This is a genomic window from Corynebacterium sp. HMSC078H07, assembly GCF_001812805.1.
Classification (GTDB): domain Bacteria; phylum Actinomycetota; class Actinomycetes; order Mycobacteriales; family Mycobacteriaceae; genus Corynebacterium.
Genome location: NZ_KV810467.1, coordinates 30,715 through 44,372, shown reverse-complemented (window position 1 = coordinate 44,372; position 13,658 = coordinate 30,715). Strand labels below are relative to the sequence as shown.

Annotated in this window: 12 protein-coding genes and 1 tRNA gene; 10 read left to right on the top strand and 3 right to left on the bottom strand. The window is 60.0% G+C overall.

Annotation, left to right across the window (positions count from 1 at the left end; all coding sequences use genetic code 11):
• Window positions 1-34: 34 nt before the first annotated feature.
• Genes HMPREF2875_RS04865 through HMPREF2875_RS04855 form a run of 3 tightly spaced genes read right to left on the bottom strand, consistent with a single transcriptional unit; the run spans window position 35 to window position 1,415 of the window.
• The gene (locus HMPREF2875_RS04865) at window positions 35-397 is read right to left on the bottom strand and encodes a DoxX family protein (RefSeq protein ID WP_070670830.1); all 363 of its coding nucleotides are present in this window, start codon (window positions 395-397) and stop codon (window positions 35-37) included.
• Window positions 394-969 (bottom strand): TetR/AcrR family transcriptional regulator, encoded by a 576-nt coding sequence (locus HMPREF2875_RS04860; RefSeq protein WP_070670828.1) that lies wholly within the window; start codon window positions 967-969, stop codon window positions 394-396. The genes HMPREF2875_RS04865 and HMPREF2875_RS04860 overlap by 4 nt, the downstream gene beginning before the upstream one ends.
• Window positions 970-1,025: 56 nt before the next feature.
• Entirely contained in the window at window positions 1,026-1,415 is a 390-nt protein-coding gene (locus HMPREF2875_RS04855; protein ID WP_070670826.1) for an NUDIX hydrolase, read from the bottom strand.
• A gap of 192 nt (window positions 1,416-1,607) precedes the next feature.
• On the opposite strand from HMPREF2875_RS04855, the gene HMPREF2875_RS04850 reads away from it, so the two are divergent.
• From HMPREF2875_RS04850 to HMPREF2875_RS04805, 10 genes are all read left to right on the top strand, one after another.
• Entirely contained in the window at window positions 1,608-4,148 is a 2,541-nt protein-coding gene (locus HMPREF2875_RS04850) for a YhgE/Pip domain-containing protein (RefSeq protein WP_046648871.1), read from the top strand.
• Window positions 4,148-6,196: a YhgE/Pip domain-containing protein gene (locus HMPREF2875_RS04845; RefSeq protein WP_046648870.1), complete on the top strand. Its 2,049-nt coding sequence runs from the start codon at window positions 4,148-4,150 to the stop codon at window positions 6,194-6,196. The genes HMPREF2875_RS04850 and HMPREF2875_RS04845 overlap by 1 nt, the downstream gene beginning before the upstream one ends.
• Window positions 6,197-6,288: 92 nt before the next feature.
• Window positions 6,289-7,653 carry a TrkH family potassium uptake protein gene (locus HMPREF2875_RS04840; RefSeq protein ID WP_046648869.1) on the top strand — a complete coding sequence of 455 codons (1,365 nt, stop codon included), beginning with the start codon at window positions 6,289-6,291 and terminating at the stop codon, window positions 7,651-7,653.
• Between the two features lies 1 nt (window position 7,654).
• On the top strand, window positions 7,655-8,338 hold the full coding sequence (locus HMPREF2875_RS04835; protein WP_070670824.1) for a potassium channel family protein: 684 nt from the start codon (window positions 7,655-7,657) through the stop codon (window positions 8,336-8,338).
• A gap of 60 nt (window positions 8,339-8,398) precedes the next feature.
• Window positions 8,399-8,761: a YidH family protein gene (locus tag HMPREF2875_RS04830; protein WP_070670822.1), complete on the top strand. Its 363-nt coding sequence runs from the start codon at window positions 8,399-8,401 to the stop codon at window positions 8,759-8,761.
• Window positions 8,758-9,057, top strand: coding sequence for a DUF202 domain-containing protein (locus tag HMPREF2875_RS04825; protein ID WP_070670820.1), 300 nt, complete (start codon window positions 8,758-8,760; stop codon window positions 9,055-9,057). The genes HMPREF2875_RS04830 and HMPREF2875_RS04825 overlap by 4 nt, the downstream gene beginning before the upstream one ends.
• A 237-nt stretch (window positions 9,058-9,294) precedes the next feature.
• Window positions 9,295-10,869, top strand: coding sequence for an SLC13 family permease (locus HMPREF2875_RS04820; protein WP_010188388.1), 1,575 nt, complete (start codon window positions 9,295-9,297; stop codon window positions 10,867-10,869).
• Window positions 10,870-10,911: 42 nt separating this feature from the next.
• Entirely contained in the window at window positions 10,912-11,979 is a 1,068-nt protein-coding gene (locus tag HMPREF2875_RS04815) for a GTP-binding protein (RefSeq protein WP_070670818.1), read from the top strand.
• A 164-nt stretch (window positions 11,980-12,143) separates the two neighbouring features.
• Window positions 12,144-12,216, top strand: a tRNA-Arg gene (locus HMPREF2875_RS04810).
• 146 nt (window positions 12,217-12,362) lie between these two features.
• Window positions 12,363-13,493 (top strand): tyrosine-type recombinase/integrase, encoded by a 1,131-nt coding sequence (locus HMPREF2875_RS04805; RefSeq protein ID WP_083311854.1) that lies wholly within the window; start codon window positions 12,363-12,365, stop codon window positions 13,491-13,493.
• Window positions 13,494-13,658 lie beyond the last annotated feature (165 nt).

The window sequence follows — 13,658 nt, the reverse complement described above, 5'->3', positions numbered from 1 at the left end:
AGGGGCAGGGCAGAACCGAAGAATTATTGGTCACCTAGTTCAGCACTAGCGTTAGGACCAATACGCCGGTGGAGAACGCGAGCATTCCCAAACAGTTGGCCCAAAATGCGCTGCCGAGGAAGTGGGCGCGGACATGGGCTGCTGCGGCTGCGCAGAAATATGCGATGACGCCAACCATGGCTGCGATTCCTACGCCGGGGAACCAGAGGCCGGCGATGAGTCCTGTGGCTGCAAGGCACTTGATGACAATGAGTGCCCACCACCAGTCTTTGGGGAGTTTGACGCCGCTGAGGCAAGCTTCGATAAAGGGGACTGGTTTGAGGGAGAGGGCGGCGTCGCCAAGTAGAATGGCTGCTAGCAGTAGGGAGGGCCAGGCCGGGGAGGATTCTAGGATCATTGGGTTACTCCAAATGCGGTGTTGAGGCGTTCGATCGATGCGGCGGCTTGGGATGTGAGGTGCTCGGTGTCGTAGATTCCGGCGGCCCAGCCGATGAGCAAGCCGAGGTAGACGTTGTACAGCAGGTTGGAGTACTCGGCCGAATCGTCGCTGCTGAGTCTGGTGCCGAGACGCAGGGTGATTTCATCCGTCAGGAGCGTTTTGAGCGCGGTGAGCGCTTCGCCTTGGTTGCCTTGTTGGATGAGTGCCGCGCCGAACGCACGAGAGAGTTCTTCGTGGCCGGTGAACATCTGGAGGAATGGCTTGAGGACATCGAGGAGGCTATCGGATTGCCCCCGAATGTCGTCGTGGAGCTCTGAAATGTGTTGGCCAATGGTGCGGATGAGCAGCGTTTGTTTGTCGCCGACTCCCATGACGGTTCCCACGCTGACGCCAGCCTCGGATGCGATGGTCCGGATGCTGGTGGTGGCGTAGCCCTGGGTGAGGAAGAGGTCATAGGCGGTGGCCAGGACCTTGCTGTCGGTGCCAGCTTTGGCGGCCGAACGCGATGAATGAACGTGTTCAGTGAACATGTTCAAAAGAGTAGCTCTTGATGGTTTCGGGGTCAATGGCGCCGGGCAGGCGGCGGCTAGATTAGCGCGGGGAAGACGCGGTCGCGCAACAGGTGCGCAAGTTCGCGGTCGGGGGCTACTGGGTCTACCCAGGCGGTGTCCCCAATTTCGGCGGCGGCGTGGGGTTCGTCGGTGGTGACGGTGCGGGTGCAGGTGAAAATCGTGCCGACGACGACCTCGCCCGGTTCGTTAGCGGCAGGAGCGTCGAAGGTGCCGAGTTCGTTGAGGTTCTCGGCGTCGAGAGTGAGGCCTACTTCTTCGGCGACTTCGCGCAGGGCGGCGTCGACAAGCGCCTCGCCCGCCTCAGGCTTGCCGCCGGGCAGCTGGTACTTGGTGGAGGATTTCTTGCGCACGGTGAGCACGTGGCCTTGCGGGTTGCGGATGACGACGGCTGCGACTTCAATCATGGCCGCCGATTGTAGTGGGGTAGCGAAAGCGTTAGAAAATTTTTGTTTGTCGATACAAGTTGGCGGGGTGTGTGGGGGGGCAAGGGTTTTGTTTCAGCAAACCATATCAACCTTTAAGTATTAATCATGGAAGTTACTTTATTGGTTTCGGCAGGTTAGAGACTCGCAGCTTCAACGGGTATACTGCCTTCAGTGCGCCAAAGTTGGAAGATTTTTATCAGAGATGTAGCCAGGCTTGGCCGCGTCCCCAGGGCGTGGATCATCCTCATCGGACTCATCATCACTCCCGCGTTGTATTCATGGGTGAACATCGCGGCTTTTCGTGACCCTTACGGCCATACCAATAACATCAAGGTGGCCGTGGTCAACGAGGATAAGGGTGCTAACAACGAGCTGACGGGGAAGATAGATGTCGGCAGTGAGGTCATTGAGAAACTCAAAAAGAATGACCAGCTAGGCTGGCAATTCCTTGAGCGCGACGAAGCCGAGAAAGCCCTTTTAGAGGGGGACGTGTATGCCTCGGTGACGATTCCGGAGGACTTTAGCGAGAACCTCGTGAGCATGCTCGACGGGAAGTTCACGCAGCCCCAGTTGGTCTACCGCGTCAATGAGAAGAACAATGCCATCGCCGTGAAGATCACGGATGCCGGTGCCAAAGGTCTGGACAAGCAGATCACGGCGGCCTTCAAGGAGCAGGTGGCCACCGTCGCGGCGGAGAACATCAAGGACACCGGTACCGACTTCGAGCGAAAAGTCACGCGCGCGATGAACAACACTAGTTCGGCCTTCGGGGAGACCGCGCAGGAGATTGACGGCAACCGTGAGAACCTCGCGCGCATCCAGGGAAAGCTTGACGCCGCCGCTGATTCCACGTTGGGCGCCAAGTCCACGGTGGCTGATGTGAGTGCTGCGCTGGGCGACGCCCAAACCGCCCTCGCCGAGGTCTCCTCCCTAGTCGAGCAGGCCCAAGGGGGCATCGGTGACTTCACCGACCAGACCACCGGTGCCTTCGTCAGTGGTGCAAGTGCGGTGGCGGACGGTACCGCCAAGGCGCAGGAATCCATCGCGGATGTCACAGCTGGCCTGAACCAGGCCGGTGACCGTTTCGATTACGCCACGCAGCGGGCGAACACTGCTATTGACGCGAGTGCGGAATCGATTGCGCAGCTTAAAGCCCTGCGCGATTCCGCAACGCTCTCACCGCAGGTGGCCAAGGAAATTGATGACGCCATCCAGCGCCTCGATGAGGGCAATGAATCCAACCGTCAGCTGGTGGGGAACCTGACTGCGCTGAGCAAGGATACCCAGGCCGCAGCGGACAACGTGCAGGCTAGCGCGGAGGCCATCAACCAGGCAGCGGCCGATACCAAGGCCACGTCGCAGACGCTGCGCGATACCGTGACCACCGCCGTGCCGGAAATCAACCGTGCCATGAGCAATCTGAGCTCCATGGCGAGTGCTTTGAGCTCCACCCTGGAAGCTCAGAAGGGAACCATGCAGGAGGCCAATGGTCTCCTGGACGGCGTGGCCCAGCAGCTGCGCGCCACGAAGGACACCTTGTCCGATTTCGATACCAACCTCCTGGCCCTGCAGGACAGCCTGCGCGCTATGCAGGGCGATGTGGGTTCGCTGCGGGCTGCGATGAACTCCAAAGTTGTTCAAAATGTCACCGGGCTGGACGCGGAAGAAATCGGTAAATTCTTTGCGGAGCCCATCGAGCTGAAGACCGAAACCGTGTACCCGGTGGACAGCTACGGCTCCGCCATGGCGGCGCTGTTTACTAACCTCTCTCTGTGGATTGGTGCCTTCGTCCTCATGGTGATCTTCCGGGTTGAGGTCGATAAGGAGGGCTTCGACCGCATCACGGTGGGCCAGGCCTACTTGGGCCGCTTCCTCCTCATGGCCCTGATGGTCATCATCCAGGCCGTCACGGTGACCGTGGGTGATCTGCTCATCGGCGTGCAGACCGTGAACGCGCCTGTCTTCATCCTGACGGGCGTGCTCGTGGGACTGGCCTACTTGAGCATTATCTATGGGTTGTCGACGTCCCTGGGTCACCTCGGCCGCGGCCTCTGCGTGGTCTTTGCCATCATTCAGATTCCAGGTGCGTCGGGCCTGTACCCGATTGAGCTGCTGCCCAGCTTCTTCCACAGCATCTACCCGCTGCTTCCGTTCACGTACGGCATTGACGCCATGCGCGAAACCATCGGCGGGTTCTACGGCGACCATTACTTCAAGAAGATGGGCGTGCTCGCCTTCATGTTCATTCTCTTCTTCGTCTTCGGCCTTCTACTGCGCAAGGCGTTGGCGCACTTCAACGTCATCTTCAACCGCGAGCTGAAGGACACCGAGCTCTTCGACTATGAAAACGTGCAGGTTGTGGGCTCCGGCTACCGCATCGCGGACGTCATCCAGGCGCTGGATAGCCGCAGTGGCCTCAAGAGGGATTTGGACCGTCGCGCTCATAACTGGGGGTATTGGCTCAAGATGGTGGCCATCGCGGGCGTTGTCGGCGTGGTCATCCTCATTGTTGTCTCGGGCCTCTTGCCCGACCAGAAGCCGTTGCTCTTGGGCATTTGGACGGCGTGGTGCTTCCTCATCATTGTCGCCGCGGTCACCCTGGAGTACCTGCGCATCAGCTTGAAACAGTCCGCGGAGCTCGTGACGTTGGATGAAGATGACCTTATTCATCCGTCCAGCATCGGCGCGGAGTCCACGGAGGGGGATAACTAATGCGTGGAACACTTGATCTTTTCCTCAACGACATGCGCACCGCATGCCGCAACGTGATGGGCGCTGTGATGCTCGTTGGCCTTATTGTGATCCCGATGCTGTTCACGTGGTTCAACGTGTTGGCTAGCTGGGATCCCTTCGATAACACCAGCCAGCTCAAAGTGGCGGTGGCCAGCAAGGACACCGGCTATGAGAGCGATCTGCTGCCGGTGCCCATCAACGTAGGCAACCAGGTGCTCAATGAGCTGCGAGCGAACGAGCAGCTGGATTGGGTTGTGACCACCTCCGATGAGGCGATTGAAGGTACCAAGTCCGGTGAGTATTACGCAGCCATCGTGCTCCCGGAAGACTTCAGTACCGACATGATGAACTTCTACACGGATGGTTCCCAGCCCGCGGATTTATCCTTCTATATGAATGAGAAGAAGAACGCGCTGGCGCCGAAGATCACCGGTCAAGGCGCAGAGGGCGTGTCGGCTCAAGTGGCTGAAGCTTTCACCACGACGGTCGGTGACGTCTCCTTCGATCTGGTCACCTCACTCTCCGATTTCTTGAGCCAGGGTGATACCAAGGCTGTGTTGGACCGGATGCAGGCGCGCGCGGATGGCGTGCAGACCCAGCTCGATATGGCCGCCCGTACCGCGCGCTCCCTGGCTGGACTCGTGGATACCGCGGTTCCGCTCATGGAAAGCGCCCAGCGCATTGCGGACTCGGCGGACCTGCAGCTTCCGGAGATTCAGTCTTCCTCACTGAACGTGTCCACGGATGCGCTGCAGCAATCGCTCGATGCCACCAGCGCTAGTTATGACGTGGTGCGCCAACGCATTGATGCGCTTTACGCCGACGCCTCCGCCTCCCGCGCCGACCGCGTCGCCGCGCTCAACACCTTGGCCGGCCAGGTAGAAGGCACCATTGCCCAGTATCAGAACCTGCACGGCCACATTGAGGCCCTGCCAATTCCTGCCGGGGATAAAGAGAAGGCGCTCAGCCGTATCGAGGAGGCCATCGACGCGCAGCGCACTCTCCACGCGCGCCTCACTGCGGCCGCGAATGCTCCCGAACCCACGAAGCCGGATCTCTCCAGCATCGACAATGCCAAGAAGGCAGTGGAGGGAATCTCCACCTCTGGTCTGCGTGAATCCCTGCGTGCGCTGCAGGACTCCCTGGGCCAGGTGAGCGCGGATCTGGATACCGCGAAGACTCCCGTCACCATTGATTCCTCTTCCCTGACGGATGCTCGGGATGCGGTACAGAAGCTCGCCTCTGGCCTGCAGGATAAGGCCAACAAGTTCGGCGACCTGCGGAAGGATATCGACTCCGCTGCGGCATCTGGTGACCTGAAGAAGTTGGCGGACCTCATTGGTTCCGATCCGGATGCCTTGGCGCGTGCGATTGCGGCGCCGGTGGACGTCGACAGGCAAGCGGTCTACCCGGTTAAGAGCTTCGGCGCCGGCATGACGCCGATGTACACGGCGCTGGCGCTGTGGGTGGGTGCGCTGCTGACTGCGGTGAGCGTGCGCACGGATGTGGTGGATAAGGATACATATTCGCCGATGCAGCGCTTCTTCGGCCGCTTCGGAATGTTTGCCGCGGTTGGCCTCGTGCAGTCGACGATGCTGATTCTGGGCCTTATCTTCTTCGTGGGCATCGAGCCCGCGCACCCGATTCTCATGCTGTTGGCGGGCTGGGTTAGCTCGCTCATCTTTATGCTGATTTGCTACACCTTCGTGGTCTCCTTCGCCAACGCAGGCAAAGCCTTGGCGGTGCTCATGCTGGTGGTCCAAGTATCGTCGTCGGGCGGTGCCTACCCCTTGCAGGTGCTCCCGGACTGGTTCCAGAACATTAGCCCGTGGTTGCCGGCGACCTATACCATCCGTGCTTTCCGCGCGGCCATCGCCGGAACCTACCACGGTGATTACTGGCTGGCGTTGCTGTGCTTGCTGCTCTTTGCTGTACCGATGCTGGTTCTGGGCGTGGTCTTCCACAAGCCGTTGGAGAAGTTCACCAACGGCTGGGTGGAGACCTTGGACAAGACCAAGCTGATGTAGCGCTCCGCCGATGCTATTTACATAAAACTGTGGAGATATTCACAGGTTTGTGGGGTCCCGTGAGACGGCATCCAGCGGTAGGCTGAACCGCTGTGAATCGCGGTCATTTCCTGGGCCCGGCTCGGCTCACCGCCGTGGGCTTTATCCTGCTCATCCTCGTGGGAACGCTGCTGCTGATGCTGCCGATTTCCGCCAACGTTCCGCAGTGGACACCGTTCCTGCCGGCGCTGTTTACGGCGACCTCGGCGGTCTCTTTGACGGGCCTCGTAGTGGAGGACACGGGTACCTATTGGACCTCCTTCGGCCAAGCGGTCATCATCGCGCTCATCCAGTTGGGCGGCCTTGGAATCATGAGTTTGGCGTCGCTGTCGGGCATGCTGTTGACCGGCCGTATCAGCTTCAAAGCCCGCCGGACCATGGCTGCGGAGGGCCGCGCCGTGGCCTCCGGCGGCATTCGCCGCGCGCTCTTGCTTACCGTGGTCATGACCCTGATTTGCGAGGCCATCGTCGCTGTGTTCATCGGCGTGCGCCTAGCCACCGAACACGGCGTGGCACCAGGGCGAGCAGCGTGGGAAGGAGTGTTCCACGCCATTTCGGCCTTCAATAACGCAGGTTTCAGTACCTATTCAGACAGCGTTATCTCCTTCGCTGCTGATGGCTGGATCCTCCTTCCCCTTGCCTTCGCCCTGATCATCGGTGGCTTGGGTTATCCCATGCTGGCGGAGTTCGTGCGACGGGCCCGCGCACGGCTAACGCGCTGGCGCGGCGGCACGCCCCGCATTCACCGCATGTCCATGACCGCCCGGATGACGCTGGGCGCCACCGCGTTCTTGTTGCTGGGTGGCACCGTGGTCTTCTTCCTCTCCGAGGGTTCCGGTGTGCTGCATGGAATGCCGCTGGGCCAGAAACTGATCAACGCCTTCTTCATGAGCGCTTCGCCCCGAACGGCAGGTTTTAACGCCATCGATTACGGTGAGGCGCACCCGTTGACGCTGATGGTGACGGACATCTTGATGTTCATCGGCGGCGGCTCCGCCGGTACTGCGGGCGGCATCAAGGTCACCACCACATGCGTTCTGGGCGCCGCGATGATCTCGGAATTCTTGGGCCGGGAGGACACCTCCATTGGGCACCGGCGCCTGCCGCTGTCCACCTTCCGCCAAGCCCTCGCGCTCACGGCCGCCGGAATGGTGGTCGTGGCCCTCGGCGTGGCAACGCTACGCATCTGGGACCCCGAGTTCACCGCGGACCAGGTCACTTTCGAAGTCATGTCTGCCTTCGCCACCGTGGGTTTGTCCACGGGTATTACCGCAAGTTTGTCAGCACCATCGCAGCTCATGCTGTGTCTCATCATGTACGTTGGCCGCGTAGGACCCACCACCTTCGTGGCTGCACTGGCCGCCCGGACCATTACCCTGCGCTACCGCTACCCAGAAGAAAGGCCGTTCATTGGCTAACATGTTCAGCGCCCTGCGGCGTGAAAAGTCTTCCATCAATATCCCACCGGTCGTCGTCATTGGTATGGGCCGGTTCGGTTCTTCCCTGGCCCGCGAGCTGATGGAGCATGGCGTGGAGGTCCTCGGCATCGATGCTGAGGAGAAGCACGTGCGCGAGCACGCCGCGTTCCTCACTGAAGCGGTGACCGCGGATACCACGGACGCTGAGGCGCTTCGCCAGCTCGGCGTCGATGAGGTAGAGCGAGTGGTCGTGGCCATCGGTTCAGATTTGGAGGATTCCATCCTTACGGCCTCCAACCTTGTGGAGCTCGGGGTGAGCGATATCTGGGCCAAGGCAGATTCAGATGCTCATGCCCGCATCCTGCGCCAACTGGGAGTGCACCACGTGATCCGCCCGGAGCGCGATACGGGTCGCCGCGTGGCGCACCTGCTGGGCGGGCGTTTTGAGGATTTCGCGGAGATCGCCACCGATTATGGTGTGACGGCGATGACCCCGCCGGCGTCGATAAGCAAAGGCCCTCTCAACCTTCACCAGGTGTGGGAGGAACACAACGTCCAGCTCATCTCCCGTTGCGAGGGACCCGGCCAGTGGCGCCCGCTTGACGACGGCACCGAGCTCACCCACCGCGACCTCATCGTCGTCGCCGGTAGTCCCGGAGATCTCGAGGCCTTCTCGCAGTCTTAGAGGGCGCGCTCGGGGTGCCTCGCGCTGTGGAGTTAGGAGCGGGGCACTACAGTAGCACCTATGACGAAGGCACGTTTCCCGGGCTCGGTGTATGGAACAGGGGAGGAACCCGACCCGCGCTTCAGCATGGCTAATGAGCGCACCTTTTTGGCGTGGATCCGCACGTCATTGGCCTTTATCGCGGGTGGTGTGGCTCTGGAGACCTTCGAGCTGCCGCTGAACACCACGCTGACTCGCGTCGTCTCTGTCATCATGCTGCTCGTGGCCATCATCCTGCCGGCGGTGGCGTGGTTTCACTGGGGTGCCTCCGAGCGCGCGATGCGCCATGGGCGTCCGCTCCCGGCCAGTCCGGCGTTGGCGTTGATTGTTGGCGTGGTGATCATCATCGGCCTGATGATTCTGGTGGGCGAGCTGCTAGCGTGAGCGAGCTTTTTGATCCCGGCCTCCAACCCGAGCGCACCCGCCTAGCCTGGCAGCGCACGGGTCTCGCCGGCCTCATCGCGGGTTTGCTCGTCGTGCGCTCCGTTGCGCCATGGGCCGCCGTGATTGTTGGGGTAGTGGTGGCCGTTGTGTTGTGGTTGGCCACCGCCAAGCTCCGCGATGCTGACGAGATCCTGGCCCGGGCCGAATCACCCGCCCTGCCCGGGGCCCCGGCGCTTGCCGCCGTTGCGCTGGGAACGATGCTTCTCGGCGCGGTGGCCTTCGCCGCTATCTGGTAGCGGTGCTCAACGCGAATCTTAAAGGGGTTGCCCACACATTGGTGAGAATTCTTTGCAGCTAATCTGCAAAAAGTTTTGCAAACAGGGGTGAATTTGGTTCTTTAGTGGGGGTAATGAGACGAAAGTGTTTGTTGGTTGTCTGTGGTCTCGATAGCCTGAACGTGTAGGCCCATTCGGTGATCCCGATAACTCTCTCGGCTGAATGGGGGCTGGTTAACCAGGAAAAGGAGGGGGCAGATGACTACCCCGCAAACTCACGTCTCAACCGCGCACACGGAGGGCGAGGACGATCGCGGTGTCGACCGCAAAGACTGGCGCCGCATGGCCATTGGCCTCATTGTCGGTCTCGCATTGGCCATTCTCGTGTGGTTCATCTTCCCCAGCAACGCTGTCGACACGGTATTGGAATCCCCCGGCGCCAAGGATGACGCCGAATACACCCAGGGTGCATTGCGTGCTGTAGCCGCCGTGACCATTCTGATGGGCGTGTGGTGGATGACGGAGGCCATTCCGTTGGCCGCTACGGCACTGTTGCCGTTGGTTATCTTCCCGCTAGCTGGTGTGGGTGCCATCAAGGAAGTCGGTGCACCGTATGCCTCCGCCACTATCTTCCTGTTCATGGGGGGCTTCCTTATTGCCCTTGCGCTTCAGCGCTGGAACCTTCACCGCCGCCTTGCACTTTACGTGGTGAAGCTGATTGGTACCTCGCCCAAGCGTCTCATTTTGGGCTTTATGGTGGCTACTGGATTCTTGTCCATGTGGGTCTCTAACACTGCAACCGCCGTGGTTATGCTGCCGATTGGTACGTCAGTCCTGGCGCTGACTGCGGAGACCGTTGGTGGTTGGGATAAGCAGAAGAAGTTCGCCACTGCTCTCATGCTTGGTATCGCGTACTCGGCGTCCATTGGCTCGCTGGGCACGCTCATCGGCACCCCGCCGAATGCCTTCCTCAATGCGTATATGGCGGATACCTGGGGTGTGACCCTGGGCTTTGGTCGCTGGATGGCTGTAGGTGTGCCGCTGGCCGCCATTTTCCTGCTCATCGCGTGGTTCCTGCTCATCACCATCTTTCAGCCGGAGATGAAGGAGATTCCGGGTGGGCGCGAGCTTATTGATGAGGAAATTGAGGCCCTCGGCCCGTGGACCCGCCCCCAAATCATGACGGGTATTATCTTCCTGCTCGCCGCCGCTTCCTGGGTGACCCTGCCGCTCGTGCTTAAGGAATTCGACAACTACGATGACGCCATAGTAGGTATTGCAGCCGGTATTCTGCTTTTCATCTTGCCGGCGGACAACGAGCGCCGTATCCGCCTCCTGGACTGGGAGACGGCGAACGAGATGCCGTGGGACGTGCTCCTCTTGTTTGGTGGTGGCCTATCGCTTTCGGCAATGTTCAATCAGTCTGGCCTGTCCCTATGGATTGGTGAGATGGCTAAGGGGCTTAGCGTTCTGCCGGTCGTGCTCATCGTGGCTGCCGTGGCTGCGCTGGTGCTCTTCCTTACGGAAATCACTTCTAACACCGCAACTGCCGCGACCTTCATTCCGATCATGGGCGGTGTCGCGGTGGGCGTTGGTCTGACCGCTGACGGTGACGTCAACGTCCTCCTCCTTACCATCCCGGTGGCGCTCGCGGCAACGTGTGCATTCATGTTGCCGGTGGCTACCCCGCCGAACGCCATTGCGTACGGCTCTGGCTACGTCAAGATTGGTGAAATGATTAAGGGCGGTCTGGGTCTCAATATCATCGGCATCTTCCTCATTACCCTGACCGTTTACCTGCTGGCGGTGCCTATTTTCGGCCTCGCGGTCTAGCTGACGTAGCCGTCCCTTGATGAAAAACGTTATCATTACGGGATGGCTACACCCGTTACCGTGCTGTCCGGATTTTTAGGCAGCGGAAAGACCACCCTTCTCAACCACCTGTTGGCCAACCGCGAGGGGCGCAAGCTGGCAGTCCTTGTCAACGACTTCTCCGAGGTCAATATCGATGCCGCCCTCGTCGCTGGCGAGGGCCATCTTGAACGCGGCGAGGACCGCTTCGTTGAACTCTCCAACGGCTGCATTTGCTGTACGTTGCGCGAGGATCTCATTGAGTCCGTCGGCAAGCTGGCTCGTTCCGGCCGCTTCGATCAGATTGTCATCGAGTCCACCGGCATTTCTGAACCCATGCCTGTTGCTGCCACTTTCGAGTGGGAGTTTGAAGATGGGACTACGCTTGCCGACGCCGCCCCCATCGACACCATGGTCTCCCTCGTGGACGCCTCTACGTTCCTGACTAATCTTCGCCGCGGTCGCAGCCTGGTCTCTGAGAACATCGAGGCCACGCCTGACGACGATCGCACCATCGCCGACCTCCTCGTGGACCAGGTCGAATTCGCCGATCTCATCCTCATCACCAAGACGGACCTAGTGGAGGCCGCCGAAACCGAGCGCGTCATCGCCACCGTGCGTGCCATGAACCCTCGCGCCCGCGTCGTGCCCGTTACCAACGGTGTCATTGACCCTACGCTGGTTCTTGACGCCCACCTCTATGACACCGCCACGGCCGCGACCTATCACGGCTACGCGGAGGAGCTGGCCAACCCACACACGCCGGAAACCGAGGAATATGGCATCTCCTCCGTGGTCTTCCGCGCTGACCGTCCCTTCAACCGCGAATGCCTGCTCAAGGCCTTGCGTGCTAGCACCGGCCTGGTGCGCTCGAAGGGTTATTGCTGGATTGATACTGATCTGCGCGTGGCCCACGCTTGGCAGCAAGCTGGACCTAACCTACAGATTATGCCGGCCTCCCTGTGGGCGGCCAATGGCGTCACTCCCGGCACCGAGCTCGTGCTCATCGGCGTCGACTTCGACCACGAGTCCACTCTGCAGGCTTTCCGTGACGCCGTGCTTTCCGACGCCGAAGTGGCCGCCCTTGTCTAGCTCTTCGTTAAGGTGAACACAGGGTGAATTGCTATACCCATTCGCGAGGATAAAAACATGCATTGACATCGTGATTTGTCAGTTTTCTGGCGTGTGGGTATAGTTATTCCTCGTTGCACAGCAGCGCGCGCATTACAGCGTCACGCACTGCAAGCCAACGGACTGCGCCCGTAGCTCAACGGATAGAGCATCTGACTACGGATCAGAAGGTTGGGGGTTCGAATCCCTCCGGGCGCACAAATAGGCAGGTCAGGACGTATTTTTACGTTCTGGCTTTTGTCGTTTTGCAACGTCTTCGCTGGTAGGGCTATTAAAGACTATCACGACGAACGAACAACCAACACACAGCCCGGCGTTGGTTTTCGGGAAGTATTGGGCACGAATTGGGCACGAAATTTGGCAGCACACGCAAGCTTGCCAGTGGAAGAATCCAAGCACGCTACACCGGGCCGGACGGCAACCGGTACAAAGCTCCTTCCACCTTCGCAGACGAACTAAGCGCGCTGGCGTGGCTTGCCAGCGTTCGCAAGGCCATTGACCTAGGCACCTGGGAACCTCCCACGGTGGAACCTGCTCAGGTAATCCCCACGGTAGGTGAAATGGTGCAGCACTGGTTAGACAGCGTGAAGCTCAGCGTTAGGACTTCTACACACCGCAAGTACGTTGAAATCGTCTCAGGGCGAATCCTGGGCAACGAAGGGCTATGCGCTGTCCAGGTGGATAAGCTCACCCCGGCAATGGTTGGTGTGTGGTGGCAAGAAACCACGAAGGCCTATCCAGAATCGCCGTATCGGAATCATGCGGCGTACACGAAACTGCGCACCTGCATCGGTATCGCCGTCGAATACGGCTACATTCAATCGAACCCTGTCATTGTCCGGGCCGCGTCAAAGCGTCCACAGACGAAGCGCAAGGAACTACCGGCTACCGCTGAGCTGAAGGCAATCCTGGCGCACGTCCCGGCGCGGTACAAACTGGTTACCGTGCTGTGTTTGTTCCATGGCTTGCGCGTTGGTGAAGCTCTGGCAATCAAGACCGGAAACATCACCGTCGAAGGCCCTCAGGCCTTCGTGAAGGTGGAAGGGACGTTAGCCCGCGTGCCTAACGGCGCGGGTGGCATGATGATGGAACTTCACCCGCCAAAGACGATGGCCGGTTATCGAACCGTGCCAATCTTGCCTGAGTTCGTCGGCTACGTTGCTGAGCACCTGCGCAGGTTCGGCACCGCCCCACGGGACTTCGCAACCCTCACGGACAAAGGCTGTGCGGTCTTCGATACGTCGTACCGCTCCATCTTCCACCGCGCTCGCAAAGCGGCGGGCGTGGATAAAACTATCACACCCCATTACGGCAGAAACTACCTGATTACCCGGCTCGCTGAAGCCGGGGCAACTCCTAAGGAGATAGGCAGAATCCTAGGTCAGGAAGATACTTCTACCATCGTGGATACATACATGAAAGTGCGTGAGCACCGTCCCGTAGAACTCATGCTGAGGGTCAATCTGAGGGATTGACACTCTGCGTATGAAGGTTGTCAACCCGGTGGACTGGCAAGTGTCCAGGACACCGGCCTTCGTCTCATGCTCAGGCCGTGGTAGATAATCCACGCTTCGGCTCCTTCGGGCCGTCGCTGTGAGGTGGACTGAGGGCAGCTCAGGACACCGGAACTACAACAATCA